This is a genomic window from Pseudomonas sp. PS1(2021) (genome assembly GCF_020405165.1).
In the GTDB taxonomy this organism is placed as follows: Bacteria; Pseudomonadota; Gammaproteobacteria; order Pseudomonadales; family Pseudomonadaceae; genus Pseudomonas; species Pseudomonas aeruginosa.
This window is the reverse complement of the sequence record NZ_CP084484.1, coordinates 3,003,390-3,024,258: the sequence shown is the minus strand read 5'-3', so window position 1 is coordinate 3,024,258 and position 20,869 is coordinate 3,003,390. Positions and strand designations below refer to the sequence as shown.

Genomic DNA, 20,869 nt, shown 5'->3' with positions numbered 1-20,869 from the left:
CCGGTGTGCCTGTCAACTCACCCTGCCACCGGCGAGCGCCAGTCGTCGGAGCCGGAGGTGCCGGAGACTTCGTGGGTCCAGGTGATCTTGCGGTAGGTGAAGTGCACGTCTTCCAGGTGGGTGAAGTGGGCGTTGCCCGGGTCCTGGCAGTTGTGCATGTAGTCCTTGATGTCGACGATGATCGCGTCTTCCAGGACGGTGGTGTAGTAGTGCTCCTGGGTGCCGGCGGCGGAGGTGCGGTACCACTGGATCTCGACCTTGGTCAGGCGCTCGCCGGAGGTCAGGGCGGCCAGCAGCAGCGGCGAGGCCTTGTCGAAGACCTTGGTGATGACCACCGGCTTGTGCACGCGCTGGCCGGTCGGCTGGCCGGACTGCGGGTCGCGCGGGATGATCACTTCGTGGTTGAAGCCCTGGACCATCACCTGGTCCTCGTGGCCTTCCTGGTAGGTGTTGCCGACCGAATCCTCGGTGAAGGCGCCGGCGGTGATCAGGCCCTGCTTGGTGCCGGTGATGGACATATAGGCGGGGGTTGCCATGGATACGTTCCTTGTCGTTGAAAGTGCCCAGGCGATATGCCGGGGTCACCGGTGCTAGACAAGAACCGTGCCACTGGTCTTGAAACTCTTTTCCATCAAGGCGTTATTGGGGGAAACCAAAAATTCGCTGGCGATTCTCATGGGAAGAACACTGAAAATTGCGCAACTTTTGCGCACCGCTTGCAAAAAGTTGCGCACTCTCTCGGAGCCCTTTGGGTATTTGTTCCCTAGCGTTCTATCCACAACGTTATCAACCAAAAAGTTGCACAGTTCTTCATTGGCAAGGTAGGCGAAGATAGCGCCGCACGGTTTCGTTCCATCGGCCCAGGGTGAAGGAAAGTGAGTTATCGGAGAGGTTGGGGGCTGAAAGATATGGCGAGTTATGGCCAAAAGCCCTCTATGGAGAGGGCTTTTGGGGTAGGGCCAGCAGGGTTGTTCTGCTGCGGGGAACCGGAGGTGCGGTTCTTCGCCTTTCGGCCAAGGCTCAGTTGATCTGTGCGCCCTTGGCGATCCAGCTGCCGATCAGGTTGCGTTCTTCCTGGGTCATCTGCGTGATGTTGCCCAGCGGCATGATCTGCGAGGCCACGGCCTGGGCCTGGATCTTCGGTGCCAGTTGCTGGATCTGCTGCGGGGTGTCGAGCATGATCCCGCCTGGCGCGGTGCTGAACAGCTGGCTGGTCGGTTTCGCCGAGTGGCAGACGGTGCAGCGCTCCTGGATCACGTGATGGACCTTGTCGAAGTCGGCTCCGCTCGCGGCCCCGGCATTGGAGGCCTGGGTCGCGGCGGGCGCGGCTGGTGCGTCGCCGCCGGTCGCCGGTTGTGCCGGTGCCGCCGCCGGGGTGCTGGCCAGCGGTGCGGAAGCCTGCTGGTAGTTCGGCGTGGTGACGAAGGCCAGGGCGATCATGCCCAGCGCGCCGGCGGGCAGTGCCCAGGCGAAGCGGTTGCTTTCGTGGCGGGTGTTGAAGTAGTGGCGTACCAGTACCGCGAGCACCGCGATGGCGGCCAGGATCAGCCAGTTGTACTGGCTGCCGTAGGTGCTCGGGAAGTGGTTGCTGATCATGATGAACAGCACCGGCAGAGTGAAGTAGTTGTTGTGCCGGGAGCGCAGCAGGCCCTTGGCTGGCAGCACCGGATCGGGCTCGCGGTTTTCTTCGATGGCTTTCACCAGCGCGCGCTGGGCCGGCATGATCACCCTGAACACGTTGCCGACCATGATGGTGCCGATGATCGCGCCGACGTGCAGGTAGGCGCCGCGGCCGCTGAACACCTGGGTCAGGCCGTAGGCGGCGGCGACCAGCAGGACGAACAGGACCAGGCCGAGCAGGGCAGGGGTCTTGCCCAGCGCCGAATCGCAGAGGATGGTGTAGACGAACCAGCCGCAGACCAGCGAACCGATGCCGATGGCGATGGCCGCCGCCGGCGCCAGGTCGCTGCCGGGGGCGATCAGGTAGAGGGTCGGGTTCAGGTAGAACACGATGGTCAGCAACACCACCCCGGACATCCAGGTGGAGTAGGCCTCCCATTTGAACCAGTGCAGGTTCTCCGGCATTTTCGGCGGAGCCAGCTTGTACTTCTCCAGGTGGTAGATGCCGCCACCGTGGATTGCCCAGAGGTCTCCGGACAGGCCTTCACGCGGGTTGCTGCGGTTGAGGTTGTTCTCCAGCCAGACGAAATAGAACGAAGCGCCGATCCACGCGATCCCGACGATCATGTGAATCCAGCGCACCAGCAGGTTCAGCCATTCGATGAGATGTGCTTCCACAGTCTTGTACCTCTTGCCCTGGCCGGCGGACCGGCGGCAGGACCTCTCTTATTGGTTTGATTGGGGGTCGAGGAGGAGCTGTTCGTCCTCGGTGAAGAAATGCTCGTCGCAGTTGTTCCCGGAACCGCTGCGATCGACCACCAGGAAGTCATCCCGCTTTTCGATCGTCAGCACCGGATGGTGCCAGACGCCGCGGTGGTAATTGACGCCCTGCCTTCCGTTGGTCAGGAAGGCGCGGACGAGGCCCGGTACAGGTACATCGCCAAGTGGCGCGACCACGACCAGAAAGGGGTTGCCGAGCAGCGGGATGAAGGCCTGGCTGCCCAGCGGATGGCGTTCCAGCATGCGGATGCGCAACGGCATTTCCAGCTTCTCGGCGCTGAAGATGCTGATGATCGCGTTATCTTCCGGCTGCGCGGTCTCGACCGTGGCCAGCTTGTGATAACGGCGGGTGGAGCCGTTGTTGATCATGAAATAGTCGCTGCCGGCGGTTTCGATCACGTCACCGAACGGGGCGAAGGCTTCCTTGGTCAACGGCTCGATCTTGAGAGTGCGCATACTGATCCTGTCGATTCTGTTTGTTGTATTCCGGACGCACGTGGGGCCCGGGTCTCACGGTAATTGTGGCCTGCCGAACAGGCGCAGGCGGCTGACGCCGCCGTCGGGAAAGATGTTCAGGCGTACATGGCTGATCGGGCCGAGGGCGTTGAGGTGCCACTCGAACCGATGTTCCTGGTGCATTTCCAGCTTCTGCGCTGGCAGCAGCTCGCGCCAGAAGAGGCTCTGTGCCTCGATCCGGGCCTCGTTTCCGCCTTCCACGAAGGCGGCCTGAATGCTGCAGCTTTCCGGATAGTTGCCCTTGAAGTGCAAGGTATCGACGACCGCCGCCTCGATGCTGCCGGGATGGCCGAGGGCGACGATCACCCAGTCGTGGCCCGGCGTGCGGCGGCGGCCGGTTTCCCAGCCGTCGCCCATGTTGATGGCACGTCCGGGGTTGAGCAGGTTGCCCATGCGTCCGAAATGCTGGTCGGAACAGGCCAGCGCCCGGCCGCCGTTGACCGCTGCGGCCAGGTCGAGCGCCGTTCCCGGCGGCAGGCTGCTCCAGTCGCGGTAGGGCACGCCATAGAGGCGCAGGCGGGCGATACCGCCGTCCGGGTAGATGTTCAGACGCAGGTGGGTCCAGGGACGTTCGTCGTCTATCGGGTGGTAGTGATGGCTATCGCCCTGCAGCCCCACCGCCGGCAGCACTTCGCTCCAGGACGTGCTGTCGTCCGGGTCGCCTTCGGTGCAGAAGCAGCCATCCAGGGAAGCCGCCGGCGGATGGTTGCCGGTGAAGAAGCGGGTGTCGATGTCGACGCCCTTCAGCACGCCCGGCACACCCAGGCGGATCACCGCCTGGTCATGGCCCTCGAAGCGCTTGCGGCGGGTTTCCCAGCCGTCCATCCACTTGCCGCTGTCGTCGAACACGCCTTCCTTCCACACCGGTTCGCCGGCCTGCAGCATGCGGCTGGCCGGGGCGAACCATTCGTCGCTGACGGCGACCACCTGGCTGCCCAGGCGCGCGTCGGCGAGGTCGAGGTAGTGGCGGAAGGGCGCGTGTTCGGCGTTCATGCTCGTCTCCGCAGGCCTCAGAGCTGCTGCAGGCGGAACAGGGCGATCTTGTTGATCTCGGCCAGCGCGGTAGCGAACTCCTCGTCGGCGGAGTGCTGGATGCGTTCCTCGAAGGCCGCCAGGATCTGATGGCGGTTGCTGCCCTTCACCGCCTTGATGAAGGGGAAGCCGAACCTGGCCTTGTAGGCGTCGTTGAGTTCGGTGAAGCGGGCGAACTCCTCGGCGCTGCATTCGTGAATCCCGGCGCCGGCCTGCTCGGAGGTGCTGGAGGCGGTCAGTTCGCCACGGATCGCTGCCTTGCCGGCGAGGTCCGGGTGGGCGTTGATCAGCGCCAGCTGGGCCTCGCGGCTTGCCGACAGGAGAATGTCGGCCATGCGCTGGTGCAGGCCCTCGATATCGTTGAGGCTGTCGTCGATACCCAGGTCATAGGCCTTCTCGGCGACCCAGGGGGAGTGTTCGTAGATGTCGGCGAAGGCTTCGACGAAGGCCTCGCGGGACAGCGAGGCGGGGGTCAGGGTCTGGAAACGGCTCATGCCTCGGTCTCCTGGAAAGGATGCTCACGGTGCCAATGGCGGGCGATGTCTTCGCGGCGGGCGAACCAGACCTTGTCGTGGCTCTGCGCGTACTGGATGAAGCGCTCCAGGGCGGCCATCCGCGCCGGGCGACCGATCAACCGACAATGCAGGCCGATGGAGAGCATCTTCGGCGCCGTCGCGCCTTCTTCGTAGAGCACGTCGAAGGCGTCCTTCAGGTACTGGAAGAACTGCTCGCCATTGTTGAAGCCCTGCACCTGGGTGAAGCGCATGTCGTTGGTGTCCAGGGTATAGGGAATCACCAGATGCGGTTTCTCCGCGGTGCTGGCCGGGTCCCAGTAGGGCAGGTCGTCGTCGTAGGTGTCGGAGTCGTAGAGGAAGCCGCCTTCCTCCATCACCAGGCGCCGGGTGTTCGGGCCGGTGCGTCCGGTGTACCAGCCCACCGGGCGCTGGCCGGTGAGTTCGGTGAGGATGCGGATGGCTTCGAGCATGTGCTCGCGCTCCTGGGCCTCGTCCATGTACTGGTAGTCGATCCAGCGGTAGCCGTGGCTGCAGATTTCGTGGCCGTCGGCGACCATCGCCCTGATCACCTCAGGGTTGCGCTGCGCCGCCATGGCCACGGCGAACACGGTGAGCGGCACGTTGCGTCGCTTGAACAGCTTGAGCAGGCGCCAGACCCCGGCGCGGCTGCCGTATTCGTAGAGCGATTCCATGCTCATGTGGCGCACGCCCTGCAAGGGCTGGGCAGCCACCATTTCGGAAAGGAACGCCTCGGACTCCTTGTCGCCATGCAGGACGCAGCGCTCGCCACCTTCTTCGTAATTGAGCACGAAGGACAGGGCGATGCGCGCATCGCCGGGCCAGTGAGGGTGGGGAGGGTTATTGCCGTATCCGATCAGGTCGCGTGGGTAGTCAGCGCTCACAGCAGTGTTCCTTATTGTGGATGGGGCGGCGGGCCGGACGGGCCGGGGATGCCGTGATGGATTTATTGTATACAAGTTTGCCTGCGGTCTGTAAATACAATCCTGTTTGCCGATCCCTGCCATTCATCCAGCAAAAAACCTGCCCGACTGGTCAGTTAGCGAAGAATGAGGCCCTGCGGGGTGGGGCTTGTGGAAGGAATGCTCGATTTCGGGGCGGCTGCCGCATTTTCGGTTGTGGCGGTGTTTTTTGTATACAATTCATCGAAAGATAACTTATATTGCTTCGCAAGCGGCTCCCTGGCGGGCTGCAAGCGAGCGGCGCCGGGCAGGTCCCGGAGCGATCCCCATCGAACGAAGGCAAGAGGAGGAGTGGTGTCCGCCAGCGGGCGCCCGCAACCCATGGGACGTTTGACCACGCATGTACTGGATTCCGCACACGGCTGCCCCGGCCATGGCATCAAGATCGAGCTGTACCGGGTAGAAGGCCAGCAACTGGAACTGATCGCCACCACCCTGACCAACCACGACGGCCGCTGCGACCAGCCGGTGCTGCAAGGCGAGGACTTCCGTCCCGGGGTCTATCAACTGGTGTTCAACGCCGGCGACTACTATCGCGCCCGCGGCGTGCAATTGCCGGAGCCGGCCTTCCTCGACCAGGTGGTGCTGCGTTTCGGCATCGCCTCCGCCGACGATCACTACCACGTGCCGCTGCTGATCTCGCCCTACAGCTATTCGACCTATCGCGGCAGCTAGGTGCGTGCCACGAAACACTGACTCTCCGAGTCCTTTTCCCTGGCCCGCCATCGAGCGGGCTTTTTTTCGTTCGCGGGGAGTGCGCCGAGGGTTGCCGGTTATCCGCCACTCGTGGGCAGGAAGGGAAATGCGGCGCAGGGTACGAATGGGCGGGGGATGAAGCTGCGCGTCGCGAGCCCTGCGGGGCAACGACAGGTTCGAGGCGGATAGCCGCGTGCGGCCATCCGCCATCCGGGCGGGTCAGAGGAAGATGAACTTGGCGACGAATATCACGAACAAGGCATAGAGGCTGGCCGAGACTTCGCGGTGCTTGCCGGTGAGGACCTTCATCGCGACGTAGGTGATGAAGCCCAGGGCGATACCGTCGGCCACCGAGAAGGTCAGCGGCATCATGATCACCGTGACGATCGCCGGGATGGTCTCGGTGTGCTCGTCCCAGTCGATGTGCGCCATTCCGCCCATCATCAGCATGGCCACGTAGATCAGCGCGCCGGCGGTGGCGAAGGCGGGGATCATCCCGGCCAGCGGGGCGAAGAACATCGCGGCGACGAACAGCACGCCGACCACCACCGCGGTGAGCCCGGTACGTCCGCCGGCGGCCACGCCCGCGGCGCTCTCCACGTAACTGGTCACCGGCGGGACACCGAGCATGCCGCCGAACACGCTGGAGGCGCTGTCGGCCTTCATCGCTTTCGACAGGTTCTCGATGCGCCCGTCCTCCTTCACCAGGTGCGCGCGCTGGGCGACGCCCATGAGAGTGCCGGCGGTATCGAACATGTGCACGAAGAGGAAGGCCAGGATCACGCTGATCATGGTGACGTTGAACGCGCCGGCGATGTCCATCGCCAGGAAGGTCGGCGCCAGGCTCGGCGGCGCCGAGAACACCCCGCCGTACTGCACCAGGCCGAGGGCCCAGCCGACCAGGGTGACGCTGAGGATGCTGATGAGGATGCCGCCGAACACCCGGCGGTACTCGAGCACGGCGATCATCAGGAAGCACAGTGCCGCCAGCAGCGGGCCGGGCGAGGTGAGGTGGCCGAGCTTGATCAGGGTCGCCGGGCTGGCCACCACGATGCCGGCGGTCTTCAGGCCGATCAGGCCGAGGAACAGGCCGACTCCCGCACCCATGGCGAACCTGAGGCTGCGGGGGATGCTGTTGAGCAGCCATTCGCGGACCCGGGAGAAGGTCAGCAGCATGAACATCACCCCGGAGATGAACACCGCGCCCAGGGCGATCTGCCAGCTGTAGCCCATGGTGCCGACCACGGTGTAGGTGAAGAAGGCGTTCAGTCCCATTCCCGGCGCCAGGCCCACCGGCCAGTTGGCGTACAGGCCCATCAGGAAGCAGCCGAGGGCGGCCGCCAGGCACGTGGCGACGAACGCCGCGCCGTGGTCGATGCCGGCGTCGGCCATGATGTTGGGATTGACGAAGATGATGTAGGCCATGGTGATGAAGGTGGTCAGCCCGGCCGCCAGCTCGGTCCTGACCGTCGTACCATGCTGGCGGAGCTTGAACAGGCGTTCGAGCAGGCCGGTGGCGGGCGGTGTCGCAGCGTAGATCCCTTGTTCTTCTTGTTTGGTGCTTTCCACAGCAGGTACTCCTCATCGCTCTTGTTGTTAGGTCCTGCGGGCCGGTTGGTTACCAGGTCCCTGACGCGGCTCGAAGGTGATGTGAGGGCACGATTTTCTGACCTCTGGGTCAAGAACTCGTGCGAGCGATTATGCCTTTGTATACAAAAAGGTCAAAGAATGTTTGAGGGTGTTTCGCCACATTTTTATCAGCTTTCCGTCACGCCCCCTTCCGGGCGGAGCCGCGCGCTCGGAACGAGGGGCGGAAAGGGGTGGTGCGCCGGATGCCGCTGCTTGTGTACACTATTTCGCTATCAGCCGCCGGCGTGCCTCACCCACGCCCGTGAGCGAGGATCAGCCCAGGCCACAAGCCGGACGCACAAGGTTCGAGACCGATGACCGATCAGTTGCAACACATCAGGAAGCCGCCGCGCACCGGCAAGGCCCGCAGCGGTACCCAGGACGAGATCGTCTACGCCCACATCTTCGACGCCATCCTCGAACAACGCCTGGCCCCCGGCACCAAGCTGAGCGAGGAAGCGCTCGGCGAGATATTCGGTGTCAGCCGCACCATCATTCGCCGCGCCCTCTCGCGCCTGGCCCACGAGCAGGTGGTGCTGTTACGGCCGAACCGCGGCGCGGTGGTCGCCAGCCCGAGCATCGACGAGGCCCGGCAGATCCTTTTCGCCCGCCGCACAGTCGAGCGCGCCATCACCGAACTGGCCACCGACAACGCCACCGCCGAGCGTCTGGCCGAGTTGCGCGAGATGGTGGTGCAGGAACAATCCAGCTTCGCCCGTGGCGACCGGGGCGCCGGCATCCGCCTGTCCGGCGAGTTCCACCTGAAGCTTGCCGAGATGGCGCGCAACGCTCCTCTGGTGAGTTTCCAGCGCAGCCTGGTGTCGCAGACCTCGCTGATCATCGCCCAGTACGAAAGCGGCGGTCGCTCGCACTGCTCGTTCGACGAGCACAACGAGATCCTCGACGCCATCGAGAAGGGCGACAAGGAGCGCGCGGTGACCCTGATGATGCACCACATGGAGCATATCGACAGCAAGCTCAACCTGGAGAGCGACAACGCTTCCGGCGACCTGCACGCGGTGTTCTCGCACCTCCTCGGCGGCAAGAAGAAGCCACGCCGGGCCAAGGCCGACAGCGACTCGGCGGCCTGATCCGAAGCATGAAAAAGCCCCGCGATGCGGGGCTTTTTCGTTTCCGCCGGGAGTCAGTCGCGGCGATGCACCGAGCGACCGGCGGCGAAGGTTTCCTTCACCGTGCGGTCGTCGCCGAGGATGGTCAGCGCGAACAGCCGTTCGGCCAGGCTGCCGGCCTGGCTCAGGCGGTAGGAGAGCAGCGGGGTGGCGTGGTAGTCGAGGACCACGAAGTCCGCCTCGTTGCCGGTGGCGAAGCTGCCGATCCGGTCGTCCAGCTCCAGCGCACGGGCGCCGCCGAGGGTGGCGAGGTAGAGCGACTTGAACGGATCGAGGCGGGCGCCCTGCAACTGCATGACCTTGTACGCCTCGTTCAGGGACTGCAGCTGGGAGAAGCTGGTGCCGGCGCCGACATCGGTGCCGAGGCCGACCTTGACCTTGTAGCGCTCCAGCTTCGGCAGGTCGAACAGACCGCTGCCGAGGAACAGGTTGGAGGTCGGGCAGAACGCCACTGCCGAGCCAGTCTCCGCCAGGCGCTGGCATTCGCCGTCGCACAGGTGCACGCCATGGGCGAACACCGAGCGCGGCCCGAGCAGGCCGTGGTGGTCGTAGACGTCCAGGTAGCCGCTGCGCTCGGGGAACAGCTCCTTCACCCACTCGATTTCCTTGAGGTTCTCCGACAGGTGGGTGTGCAGGTATACGCCGGGATGCTCGCGCAGCAGCCGCGCCGCCATGTCCAGCTGTTCCGCGGTGCTGGTCGGGGCGAAGCGCGGGGTCACCGCGTAGAGCAGACGGCCCTGGCCGTGCCAGCGCTCGATCAGCGCCTTGCTGTCGCGGTAGCTGCTCTCGGCGGTGTCGGTCAGGTAGTCCGGCGCGTTGCGGTCCATCATCACCTTGCCGGCGATCAGGCGCAGGTCCAGGCGCCGGGCGGCCTCGAACAGCGATTCCACCGATTGCCGGTGCACGCTGCCGAAGACCAGCGCGGTGGTGGTGCCGTTGCGCAGCAGTTCCTGCAGGAAGATCTCGGCGACCTGGTCGGCATGGGCCTGGTCACCGAATTGGCGCTCGGTGGGGAAGGTATAGGTGTTCAGCCAGTCCAGCAGTTGTTCGCCGTAGGAGGCGATCATCCCGGTCTGCGGGAAATGGATGTGGGTATCGATGAAGCCGGGGGTGATCAGCGCGTCGCGGTACTCGAAGACCTCGACCTCGCCGATCTCGCCGAGCAGGGTTTCGGCGTCACCGAGGCGAGCGACCTTGCCGTCCTCCACCAGCAACAGGCCGTCCTCGAAGTATTCGTAGGAGCGTTCGACGCCGACCTCCGCGGGGTCGGCGATGCTGTGCAGGATGGCGGCGCGGTAGGCTTTGGCGTTGCGGGTCATGGCAGTCTCGAAAAAAGGTTCGTGGGAGGTCCGCCGCCTGGCGGCGGACGCGGGGGAGCGGGGGGCCGCTCAGGATTCGTGGGCGCGGCGCGACTCCGGGGTCAGCCGGGTGACGCTCGACGGCCCCTGCTTGCGTTCCAGGCCGAAGGCGGCGTTGTAGGTGGCGATCACCTCGCCGGCGATGGAGATGGCGATCTCCGCCGGCAGCTTGCCTTTCACCTGCTCCAGGCCCATCGGGCAGCGCATCCGTTGCAGGCGTTCGGCGTCGACGCCACGTTCGCGCAGGCGGTGCTCGAACTTGACGCGCTTGGTCTTCGAGCCGATCAGGCCGAAGTAGGCGAAGTCGTTGCGCGCCAGGATCGCCGCGGTAAGCTCCAGGTCCAGCGGGTGATTGTGGGTCATGACGATGAAGTGGCTGCCGGGCGGCATCCGCTCGACCTCGTCGAGCACTTCGTCGTTCACCACTTTCTCCACGCCGTCGGGCAGGAGCGCGGGAAATTCGTGTTCCCGCGAATCGATCCAGCGCACCCGGCAGGGCAGGCTGGCGAGCAAGGGTACCAGGGCGCGACCGACGTGGCCCGCGCCGAACACGGCGATGTGTGCCTGCGGCTGGCCCATCGGCTCGAACAGCAGCACCGTGGCGCCGCCGCAGCACTGGCCGAGACTGGCGCCCAGGCTGAAGCGCTCCAGGCGGGTGTCCTGGGTCCGCGCGGCGAGCATTTCCCGGGCAATGGCCTGGGCCCTGTATTCCAGGTGGCCGCCGCCGATGGTGTCGTAGAGCCGCTCGGCGCTGACCACCATCTTCGAGCCGGCGTTGCGCGGGGTCGAGCCGCGCTCCTCGATGATGGTCACCAGGACGCAAGGTTCGCCGCTACGCTGCAACTCGGCCAGGGCACTGATCCAGTTCATCTCGTCATCCTCCCGATCGCGGCGGTTCAGGCCGGTTCGACCGCGGCGTCCGCCGCTTGCGCCTGGGCGGCCTTCAGCCGGCGCATCTGTTCCACGCCCCAGAGCACCCGCTCGGGCGTCGCCGGCGCGTCGATGGCGGGTTGCGCGCGGTAGTCGGCGAGGCTGGCCACGGCGTCCTTGATCGCGCACCAGACCGAGATGCCGAGCATGAACGGCGGCTCGCCCACGGCCTTGGAATGGAACACGGTCTGCTCCGGATTCTTGCGGTTCTCCAGCAGTTTCACCCGCAGGTCCAGCGGCATGTCGGCGACGGCGGGAATCTTGTAGCTGGCCGGGCCGCTGGTCATCAGCTTGCCCTTGGCGTTCCAGACCAGTTCCTCCATGGTCAGCCAGCCCATGCCCTGGACGAAGCCGCCTTCGACCTGGCCGATGTCGATGGCCGGGTTCAGCGAGTCGCCGACGTCATGCAGGATGTCGGTGCGCAGCATGCGGTATTCGCCGGTGAGGGTATCGACTATCACCTCCGAGCAGGCGGCGCCGTAGGCGAAATAATAGAAGGGCCGGCCACGGGCCTGCTCGCGGTCGTAGAAGATCTTCGGCGTGCGGTAGAAGCCGGTGCTGGACAACGAGACCTGGCCGAAGTAGGCCTGCTGGATCAGTTCCTCGAACGGCAGGATCAGCTCGCGGATACGCACCTGGTTGTTGCGGAACTCGACGTCTTCCTCGCTGACCTTCCAGTGCCGCGCGGCGAACTCCACCAGGCGCCGCTTGATGGTTTCGGCGGCATTCTGCGCGGCCTTGCCGTTCAGGTCGGTGCCCGAGGAGGCGGCGGTGGGCGAGGTATTGGGTACCTTGTCGGTATTGGTGGCGGTGATCTGGATGCGCTCCACGTCGACCTGGAAGACCTCGGCGACCACCTGGGCGACCTTGGTATTGAGGCCCTGGCCCATCTCGGTGCCGCCATGGTTCAGGTGGATGCTGCCGTCGGTATAGATGTGGATCAGCGCACCTGCCTGGTTGAGGAAGGTCGCGGTGAACGAAATGCCGAACTTCACCGGGGTCAGCGCCAGGCCTTTCTTCAGGACCGGGCTGGCGGCATTGAAGGCACGGATTTCCTCGCGGCGGCGGGCGTACTCGCTGCTCGCTTCCAGCTCGGCGGTCATCTCCGCCAACAGGTTGTGCTCGACGGTCTGGTGGTAATGGGTGACGTTGCGCTCGTCCTTGCCGTAGTAGTTGAGCTTGCGCACCTCCAGCGGATCCTTGCCCAGGCTGCGGGCCACGGCGTCCATGATCTCCTCGATGGCGACCATTCCCTGGGGCCCGCCGAAACCGCGGTAGGCGGTGTTCGAGGCGGTGTTGGTCTTGCAACGGTGGCCGTAGATGGTGGCGTTGCCGAGGAAGTAGGCGTTGTCCGAGTGGAACATGGCGCGGTCGACGATCGAGCCGGAGAGGTCCGGCGAATAGCCGCAATTGCCGGCCAGGTCGATCTGGATGCCGTGCAGGCGGCCATCGTCGTCGAAGCCGACGTCGTATTCGACGTAGAACGGGTGACGCTTGCCGGTGATCTGCATGTCCTCCATGCGCGGCAGGCGCATCTTCGCCGGACGCCCGGTGTGGTAGGCGACCACCGCGCACAGGCAGGCCGGCGCCGCGGCCTGGGTTTCCTTGCCGCCGAAGCCGCCGCCCATGCGGCGCATGTCGATGACGATGCGGTTGAAGGAAACCCCGAGGACCTCGGCCACCAGCTTCTGCACTTCGGTGGGGTTCTGGGTCGAGCAATAGACGATCATGCCGCCGTCTTCGCTGGGCATTACCGAGGAAATCTGCGTCTCCAGGTAGAAATGCTCCTGGCCGCCGATGTGCAGCGTGCCTTGCAGGCGATGCGGCGCGCCGGCCAGCGCGGCGGCGGAATCGCCGATGCGGTGCTGGTGGCTGTCGAGGACGAAATGGCGCTTGCGCAGGGCCTCGACCACGTCGAGCACCGGCTCCAGGTCTTCGTACTCGACGATCGCCGCCATGGCCGCCTTGCGCGCGGTTTCCAGGCTGTCGGCGGCGACCGCCAGGACCATCTGTCCGACATACTCCACCTTGCCATCGGCCAGCAGCGGGTCGCCGGCCACCACCGGGCCGATGTCCAACTGGCCGGGAACGTCGGCGGCGGTGAGGGCGATGGCGACGCCGGGGAACTGGTAGCAGGGCGTCACGTCGAGGCGGGTGATGCGGGCGTGGGCGCGCTCGCTCAGGCGCGCATAGACGTGCAACTGGTTGGGAAACTCCAGGCGATCGTCGATGTAGATCGCCTCGCCGCTGACGTGCTTGGGGGCGCTTTCGTGCTTGACGCTGCGGCCGACTCCGGTGGTCAGCTCGGCGCGGAACAGGTCGGCCAGCTCTTCCTGGCTCTTGTGCGGCTTGCGATGGTTAGACATAGGCGGTCACCCGGGTTTCGACGGCGGGAGCGTGCAGCTCCAGGAAGCATTTGCGCAGCAGGTTCTGCGCGGTCAGCAGGCGATATTCCTTGCTCGCGCGGAAGTCGCTGAGCGGGGTGAAGTCGTTCGCCAGGGCGGCGGCGGCGCGTTCGAAGCTGGCGGCTTCCAGGCGCGCGCCTTGCAGCGCCGCTTCGCAGGCGGTGGCGCGCTTGGGAATCGCCGCCATGCCGCCGAAGGCGACCCTGGCGCGGGCGATCCGGCCATCTTCCAGGTCGAGGCTGATGGCGGCGCAGACCGCGGAAATATCGTCGTCGATGCGCTTGGAGACCTTGTAGGCCTTGAACGCCTGGCTGGGCCGGGCACGCGGGACCAGGATCTTCTCGATGAACTCGCCTTCTTCGCGGGCGGTGACCTTGTAGTCGAGGAAGTACTCCTCCAGCGGCAGCTCGCGGCGCCGTTCGCCGCGGCGCAGGACGATCTTCGCGCCGAGGGCGATCAGCAGCGGCGGGGCGTCGCCGATCGGCGAGGCGTTGCCGATATTGCCGCCGAGAGTGCCCTGGTTGCGGATCTGCAGGGACGCGAAACGCTGCAGCAATTCGCCGAAGTCCGGGTAGTCCGCGGCCAGCGCCTGGTAGCAGTCGGTCAGCGGGGTGGCGGCGCCGATTTCCAGGCAGTTGACGCCCACTTCGATGCGTTTCATTTCGCGGATGTGGCCGACATAGATCATCACCGGCAGTTCGCGATGGAACTGGGTGACCTCCAGCGCCAGGTCGGTGCCGCCGGCCAGCAGGCGTGCCTGCGGATTGGCGCCGTAGAGGTCGGCCAGGTCGGCGACGGTGAGCGGCAGCAGGCAGCGCCGGTCACCGCTGTTCAGCTCGGCGGTTTCGCGCGGAGCGATGGCGCGCAATTGCTCGATGGTGGCGGCTTCCCGGGCGTCGAACTGGTCTGCGCGCTTGTGGCAGCAGGCCTGCTCGGCGGCGTCGAGGATCGGCCGGTAGCCGGTGCAGCGGCAGAGGTTGCCGGCGAGCGCCTCGTGGGCCTTGGCCGGATCGGCGCCGGCGCTGTTCTTCTGCAGGGCGAACAGCGACATGACGAAGCCCGGCGTGCAGAACCCGCACTGCGAGCCATGGCAGTCGACCATCGCCTGCTGCACGTCGTGCAGGCGGTCTCGGTGCTTGAGGTCCTCGACGGTGATCAATTGCTTGCCGTGAAGGGCGGAAACGAAGGTCAGGCAGGAGTTCAGGCTGCGATAGCGGATGCGTTCGGCACCATCCTCGCCGGTGACCAGTTCGCCGACCACCACGGTGCAGGCGCCGCAATCGCCGGAGGCGCAGCCTTCCTTGGTGCCGGTCTTGCCGAGGTGCCGGCGCAGGTAGTCGAGGACGGTGAGGTTGGGGTCCAGGCGTTCTTCGACGCGGATCTCCCGGTTGAGCAGGAACCTGATCAAGGCGTGCCTCCAGGCGGGTTCTTGTTATTGAATTCTAGGCCTTGCAGGAGAACCGGCCGGAGTGGGGCGGTTTCCGCACAGGGCTCCACGGTAGGAGCTATGGAGGCGAATCTAGAAAAAACTGACTTTTGAGTCAAATAATTTTTTGACCTGTAGGTCAGTCAGTTTGCCCATAAACGAAAACGGCACCCGAAGGTGCCGTTTCCCAGGGGCGGGACGCTCAGATGCGCTGGGTGTCGGTAAGCTGGTATTCCTCGCCGGCATAGTAGGCACGCACCTTCGGGTCCATCACCGCGCGCCAGAGCGGTGGGAACAGGGCGAGGACGATCATCCCGGCGTAGCCGTTGGGCAGTTGCGGGCTGCTGTCGTAGTGGCGCAGCACCTGGTAGCGGCGCTTGGCGTAGGCATGGTGGTCGGAATGGCGCTGCAGGTGGAAAAGGAACAGGTTGGTCAGGAGGAAATTGCTGTTCCACGAGTGTTCCGGCGTGGTGCGTTCGTAGCGGCCGTTGTCCAGGCGCCGCCGATGCAGGCCGTAGTGCTCGACGTAGTTGACGATCTCCAGCAGGGTGAAGGCCATCACCGACTGGCCGAGGAAGAAGATCGCTCCCAGCCAGCCGAAGGCCAGGCTGAAGCCGAGCAGGAAGAGGGCGCTGATGGCGTACCACCAGATCAGCTCGTTGCGCCAGTGCAGGGCCGGCAGGCCCTTGCGCTTCAGGCGCTCGGCCTCCAGGCGCCAGGCGTTGAGGAAGTTGTGCTTGTAGGCGTGCGGGAGGAACGAGTAGAGGCTCTGGCCGTAGCGCGAGGACGAGGCATCTTCCGGGGTCGAGACGTGTACATGGTGGCCGCGCACGTGTTCGACCTTGAAGCCGGCATAGCACACCGCTGCCAGCAGCAGGCCGCCGGCGTTCTGTTCCAGTTGCGGGTCCTTGTGGATCAGTTCGTGGGAGACGGTGATGCCGATGGCGCCCATCACGGTGCCCACCGACAGGATCCAGCCCAGTTGGCCGACCCAGTCCCAGCGGGTCTCGTGGGCGAGGATCCAGCCGGACCAGACGAGCATGCCCAGCAACAGCGGGACGGTGGCCAGGGACAGTACGCGGTAGTAGCCCTGTGCTTCCATCTCCGGCACTTCGCTGGCTTCCTCGGGGTTGGCCGGATCGCGGCCGACGATGGCATCGAGGATCGGGATCAGCCCGAACACCACGCTGATCACCAGCCAGGGCCAGGCGTTGGGGTAGTCGCTACCGAGCGACCACCAGTAGCTGAGCGGGATGCCGAGCACCGCGATCAGCCAGATCCAGTAGCCGTACTTTTTCAGACGCAGCATCCAGGCAGAGGAAAGCGAGGCAAACATGGGAAGTCCTCCTATTTATCTTGTTAGATTGTCTGACAATTGTCCTCCCTTGGCCGGCCTGCCCCATCCCAACCTTCGTTCTGTCCGCCGCTTCGCCGGGAAGCCGGCGGGGTAACGCCCTGTGTTACACTTCCCATCCATATACCCCCGGAAAACGCGCCCCTGGATAAAAGGATCACCATGACGTTCAAGGCCCCGGACAGCCTGGCAGAGCAGATCGCCCACCACCTCGCGGAACGCATCATCCGGGGAGAACTCAAGGAACGGGAACGTATCCAGGAGCAGAAGGTCACCCAGACCCTCAACGTCAGTCGCGGCTCGGTCCGCGAGGCGCTGCTGATTCTCGAACGCCGCCACCTGGTGAACATCCTGCCGCGCCGCGGCGCCCAGGTGTCCGAACTGTCCCCGCAACATGTGGAAAGCCTCTACGCGCTGATCGTGCAGCTCTACATCCTGCTGGCGGAAAGCGTCGCCCGGCGCTGGCGCAGCGAAGCCGAGCTGGCACCGTTCCTGGTCATCCAGCAGCGCCTGCTGAACAACCTGGCGCAAAGCGATATCGACGGCTTCGTCGAGGCCAGCTTCGACATCATGCGCGCGGCCTTTCCTTTCGCGAACAATCCCTACCTGCAGGAGACCGTCGAAAACCTGCTGCCGGCGGTGAGTCGCGCCTACCACCTGGCGCTGGAACGGCGCAAGGCGGAAATGAACCAGTTCCTCGGCAGTTTTGCTCAGCTCCTGCAAGCGGTGATCGCCCGTGACGAGGCGAGGATCCGCGAGGTCCTGCTGGAATACGGCCGCCACAACTGCCAGCTGGTGCTGGCCGCGCTCGCCGAACGCTGATGGCGACCCTGGCGGGAGCGCACGCATGCGCCTGAAGAGCATCAAGCTGGCGGGGTTCAAGTCCTTCGTCGATCCGACCACGGTGAACTTCCCCAGCAACATGGCGGCAGTGGTAGGGCCGAACGGCTGCGGCAAGTCGAACATCATCGACGCGGTGCGCTGGGTGATGGGCGAAAGCTCGGCGAAGAACCTGCGCGGCGAGTCGATGACCGACGTCATCTTCAACGGCTCGAATACCCGCAAGCCGGTGAGCCAGGCGAGCATCGAGCTGATCTTCGACAACGCCGAGACCACCCTGGTGGGCGAATACGCCCAGTACGCCGAGATATCCATTCGCCGGCGGGTCTCGCGGGATGGGCAGAACACCTATTTCCTCAACGGCACCAAGTGCCGGCGGCGCGACATCACCGACATCTTCCTCGGCACCGGCCTGGGGCCGCGCAGCTACTCGATCATCGAACAGGGCATGATCTCCAAGCTGATCGAGGCGCGTCCGGAAGACCTGCGCAACTTCATCGAGGAAGCCGCGGGCATTTCCAAGTACAAGGAGCGCCGCCGCGAAACCGAAAGCCGCATCCGTCGGACCCAGGAAAACCTGGCACGCCTCACCGACCTGCGCGAAGAGCTGGGGCGGCAACTGGAACGCCTGCACCGGCAGGCCCAGTCGGCGGAAAAATACCAGGAGCACAAGGCCGAGGAGCGCCAGCTCAAAGCCCAGCTGGGCGCCGTGCGCTGGCGCGACCTGAACGAGCAGGTCGGTCAGCGCGAGCGGGTCATCGGCGACCAGGAGATCGCCTTCGAGGCCCTGGTGGCCGAGCAGCGCGGTGCCGATGCCGGCATCGAACGGCTGCGCGACGGCCATCACGAGTTGTCCGAACGCTTCAACCAGGTGCAGGCACGCTTCTATTCGGTCGGCGGCGACATCGCCCGGGTCGAGCAGAGCATCCAGCATGGCCAGCAGCGCCAGCGCCAGTTGCAGGACGACTTGCGCGAAGCCGAACGGACCCGCCAGGAAACCGAATCGCACCTCGGGCATGACCGTACCTTGCTCGCGACCCTGGCCGAGGAAATGGCCATGCTCGCACCGGAACAGGAACTCAGCGCGGCCGCCGCGGAAGAAGCGGGCATCGCCCTGGAACAGGCCGAGCAGGGCATGCAGGCCTGGCAGCAGCAGTGGGATGCCTTCAACCAGCAGAGCGCCGAACCCCGCCGCCAGGCCGAGGTGCAGCAGTCGCGCATCCAGCACCTGGAGCAGAGCCTGGAGCGCCTGCAGGATCGCGAGCGGCGCCTGCAGGTGGAGCGTGGCCAGTTGGCGGCCGACCCCGAGGACGCGGCGATCCTCGAACTCAACGAACAGGTGGCGATCGCCGAACTGGCCCTGGAAGAACTGCAATTGCAGGAGCAGGGCCAAGCCGAGCGACTCGAACAATTGCGCCAGGAATTGCAGCAGCTAGCCGCCGAACAGCACCAGGCGCAGGGCGAGTTGCAGCGCCTGAACGGGCGCATCGCTTCGCTGGAGGCCCTGCAGCAGGCCGCTCTCGATCCCGGACAGGGCGCCTTGGAGTGGTTGCGCGAGCAGGGCCTGGAACAACGTCCGCGCCTCGCCGAAGGCTTGCGTGTCGAGCCGGGTTGGGAGCTGGCGGTGGAGACCGTGCTCGGCGCGGATCTGCAGGCGGTCTTGCTGAACGGCTTCGACGGGCTCGCCCTGGCCGGCTTTGGCAAGGGCGAGCTGCGCCTGCTCAGCCCCGCTCGCGGAGCCGCGACGGCGGCCGGTTCGCTGCTGGACAAGGTCCGCGCCGACGCCGACCTGAGTCCCTGGTTGGCCCGGGTGAAACCGGTGGAGACCCTGGAACAGGCGCTCGCCCAGCGCGGCGCCCTGGACGACGGCGAGAGCCTGATCAGTCGCGATGGCTACTGGGTCGGCCGGCACTTCCTGCGGGTCCGGCGCAGCGACGAGGCCCAGGGCGGCATGCTCGCCCGCGCCCAGGAACTGGAGGCGTTGCAGGAGCGGCGGGAGGCCCTGGAAACCCGTGTCGCCGAAGGCGAGGAGCGTCTGGCTGCGGCCCGCGACGAGCAGCGCGAGCTGGAAGGCGCGCGCGAGCAGGTGCGGCGCCAGGTCCAGGAGGAGGGGCGCCGGCACGGCGAGCTGAAGGCGCAGTTGTCCGCGCAGCAGGCCAAGGTCGAGCAACTGGTACTGCGTCGCCGCCGTCTCGACGAAGAAGTGGCGGAACTGGCCGAGCAGCGCGCGCTGGAACAGGAGCAACTGAGCGAGGCGCGCCTGACCCTGCAGGAAGCGCTGGATAGCATGGCGCTGGACACCGAGCGCCGGGAAACCCTGCTGGCGGAGCGTGACGCCCTGCGCGAACGGCTCGACCGGATTCGCCAGGATGCCCGCACCCACAAGGACCATGCGCACCAGTTGGCGGTGCGGGTCGGCTCGCTGAAGGCGCAGCACAATTCCACCCAGCAGGCCCTGGAGCGCCTCGACCAGCAGTCGGCGCGCCTCAACGAGCGTTGCGAACAGCTCAACCTCAATCTGGAGGAGGGGGCGGCACCGCTGGAAGAGCTGCGCATGAAGCTCGAGGAGTTGCTGGAGCGGCGGATGGCCGTCGAGGACGAACTCAAGCAGGCGCGGCTGGCCCTGGAAGACGCCGATCGCGAACTGCGCGAGGTGGAGAAGCGCCGCGGCCAGGCCGAGCAGCAATCGCAACTGCTGCGTGGCCAGCTGGAGCAGCAGCGCCTGGAGTGGCAGGGGCTGGTGGTGCGGCGCAAAGCCTTGCAGGAGCAGCTCGCCGAAGACGGCTACGACCTGCATACGGTACTGGCCAACCTGCCCCTGGATGCCAGCGAACGCGATTGGGAGGAGCGTCTCGAGAGTCTCGCGGCGCGCATCCAGCGTCTGGGGCCGATCAACCTGGCGGCGATCGAGGAGTACCAGCAGCAGTCCGAGCGCAAGCGCTACCTGGACTCGCAGAACGACGACCTGGCCGAAGCGCTGGAGACGCTGGAAAACGTCATCCGCAAGATCGACCGGGAAACCCGCAATCGTTTCAAGGAAACCTTCGACCAGATCAATGCTGGCCTTCAGGCATTGTTCCCGAAGGTATTCGGCGGCGGTACGGCATATCTGGAACTTACCGGCGAAGATCTACTCGATACCGGTGTGGCGATCATGGCGCGCCCGCCGGGCAAGAAGAACAGCACCATCCACTTGTTGTCCGGCGGGGAAAAGGCGCTGACCGCGCTGGCGCTGGTATTCGCCATCTTCCAGTTGAACCCGGCGCCGTTCTGCATGCTCGACGAAGTCGATGCGCCATTGGACGATGCCAACGTCGGACGTTATGCGCGATTGGTGAAGGAGATGTCGGAAAAGGTGCAGTTCATCTATATCACCCACAACAAGATCGCCATGGAAATGGCCGATCAGTTGATGGGCGTGACCATGCATGAGCCGGGCTGTTCACGGCTTGTTGCAGTTGACGTGGAAGAGGCGGTCGCATTGGCTGAAGCCTGAGTGTCAGGCAGTGTAAACTTGTGCATGGGCATGTTAGTTTAATGGCCACTTTTTGTATCGCGTGGGAAAGTTCTGTCAGAACAAGGTTGGCTCCACGTTTCAAGGGACAGGACGTCCTTTTTTTCATTTTTTATTCACCATTTTCACTAGGGGCTACGGAAT

General features: G+C 65.2%; 16 protein-coding genes. 4 read left to right on the top strand and 12 right to left on the bottom strand.

What is annotated here, in order from left to right; all coding sequences use genetic code 11:
• Positions 1–17: 17 nt before the first annotated feature.
• The 6 genes from LE197_RS14455 to puuE all read right to left on the bottom strand — a co-directional run bounded on the left by LE197_RS14455 (position 18) and on the right by puuE (position 5,365).
• Positions 18–536 carry an Hcp family type VI secretion system effector gene (locus LE197_RS14455; protein WP_003083317.1) on the bottom strand — a complete coding sequence of 173 codons (519 nt, stop codon included), beginning with the start codon at positions 534–536 and terminating at the stop codon, positions 18–20.
• A gap of 484 nt (positions 537–1,020) precedes the next feature.
• Positions 1,021–2,298, bottom strand: coding sequence for a urate hydroxylase PuuD (locus LE197_RS14450; protein WP_003083321.1), 1,278 nt, complete (start codon positions 2,296–2,298; stop codon positions 1,021–1,023).
• Positions 2,299–2,346: 48 nt separating this feature from the next.
• Positions 2,347–2,856, bottom strand: coding sequence for an ureidoglycolate lyase (locus tag LE197_RS14445; RefSeq protein ID WP_003083329.1), 510 nt, complete (start codon positions 2,854–2,856; stop codon positions 2,347–2,349).
• 54 nt (positions 2,857–2,910) lie between these two features.
• Positions 2,911–3,909, bottom strand: coding sequence for an allantoicase (gene alc, locus LE197_RS14440; RefSeq protein WP_023109006.1), 999 nt, complete (start codon positions 3,907–3,909; stop codon positions 2,911–2,913).
• A gap of 17 nt (positions 3,910–3,926) precedes the next feature.
• Positions 3,927–4,442 (bottom strand): 2-oxo-4-hydroxy-4-carboxy-5-ureidoimidazoline decarboxylase, encoded by a 516-nt coding sequence (uraD, locus tag LE197_RS14435; protein WP_003087205.1) that lies wholly within the window; start codon positions 4,440–4,442, stop codon positions 3,927–3,929.
• Positions 4,439–5,365 (bottom strand): allantoinase PuuE, encoded by a 927-nt coding sequence (puuE, locus tag LE197_RS14430; protein WP_003083336.1) that lies wholly within the window; start codon positions 5,363–5,365, stop codon positions 4,439–4,441. The genes uraD and puuE overlap by 4 nt, the downstream gene beginning before the upstream one ends.
• A 372-nt stretch (positions 5,366–5,737) precedes the next feature.
• Between puuE and uraH the strand changes: the two genes are divergently transcribed.
• The gene (uraH, locus tag LE197_RS14425) at positions 5,738–6,118 is read left to right on the top strand and encodes a hydroxyisourate hydrolase (RefSeq protein ID WP_003087207.1); all 381 of its coding nucleotides are present in this window, start codon (positions 5,738–5,740) and stop codon (positions 6,116–6,118) included.
• A 240-nt stretch (positions 6,119–6,358) separates the two neighbouring features.
• Here the strand turns inward: uraH and LE197_RS14420 are convergent, their stop codons facing one another.
• Positions 6,359–7,708: an NCS2 family permease gene (locus LE197_RS14420; protein WP_003087209.1), complete on the bottom strand. Its 1,350-nt coding sequence runs from the start codon at positions 7,706–7,708 to the stop codon at positions 6,359–6,361.
• A gap of 374 nt (positions 7,709–8,082) precedes the next feature.
• Here LE197_RS14420 and LE197_RS14415 point away from each other — a divergent pair, with 374 nt between their 5' ends.
• Entirely contained in the window at positions 8,083–8,859 is a 777-nt protein-coding gene (locus LE197_RS14415) for a GntR family transcriptional regulator (protein WP_016253618.1), read from the top strand.
• A 53-nt stretch (positions 8,860–8,912) separates the two neighbouring features.
• Here LE197_RS14415 and guaD read toward each other — a convergent pair whose 3' ends face one another.
• The 5 genes from guaD to alkB2 form a co-directional block, all read right to left on the bottom strand.
• A complete protein-coding gene (gene guaD, locus LE197_RS14410; RefSeq protein WP_003083342.1) occupies positions 8,913–10,217 on the bottom strand; it encodes a guanine deaminase in 1,305 nt (434 codons plus the stop codon).
• Positions 10,218–10,286: 69 nt separating this feature from the next.
• Positions 10,287–11,126 carry a xanthine dehydrogenase accessory protein XdhC gene (gene xdhC, locus LE197_RS14405; RefSeq protein ID WP_003083344.1) on the bottom strand — a complete coding sequence of 280 codons (840 nt, stop codon included), beginning with the start codon at positions 11,124–11,126 and terminating at the stop codon, positions 10,287–10,289.
• A gap of 26 nt (positions 11,127–11,152) precedes the next feature.
• Positions 11,153–13,552, bottom strand: a complete 2,400-nt coding sequence (gene xdhB, locus LE197_RS14400; protein WP_003161820.1) for a xanthine dehydrogenase molybdopterin binding subunit — start codon at positions 13,550–13,552, stop codon at positions 11,153–11,155.
• Positions 13,545–14,999 (bottom strand): xanthine dehydrogenase small subunit, encoded by a 1,455-nt coding sequence (gene xdhA, locus LE197_RS14395; protein ID WP_023109005.1) that lies wholly within the window; start codon positions 14,997–14,999, stop codon positions 13,545–13,547. Before xdhA ends, xdhB begins: the two co-directional genes overlap by 8 nt.
• Positions 15,000–15,219: 220 nt before the next feature.
• A complete protein-coding gene (gene alkB2, locus LE197_RS14390; RefSeq protein WP_003083349.1) occupies positions 15,220–16,353 on the bottom strand; it encodes an alkane 1-monooxygenase AlkB2 in 1,134 nt (377 codons plus the stop codon).
• 180 nt (positions 16,354–16,533) lie between these two features.
• Here alkB2 and LE197_RS14385 point away from each other — a divergent pair, with 180 nt between their 5' ends.
• Both LE197_RS14385 and smc read left to right on the top strand, forming a co-directional pair.
• Complete coding sequence (locus tag LE197_RS14385; protein WP_003083350.1) at positions 16,534–17,193, top strand: GntR family transcriptional regulator; 660 nt, start codon at positions 16,534–16,536, stop codon at positions 17,191–17,193.
• Positions 17,194–17,218: 25 nt separating this feature from the next.
• Positions 17,219–20,707 (top strand): chromosome segregation protein SMC, encoded by a 3,489-nt coding sequence (gene smc, locus LE197_RS14380; protein WP_023109004.1) that lies wholly within the window; start codon positions 17,219–17,221, stop codon positions 20,705–20,707.
• Positions 20,708–20,869 lie beyond the last annotated feature (162 nt).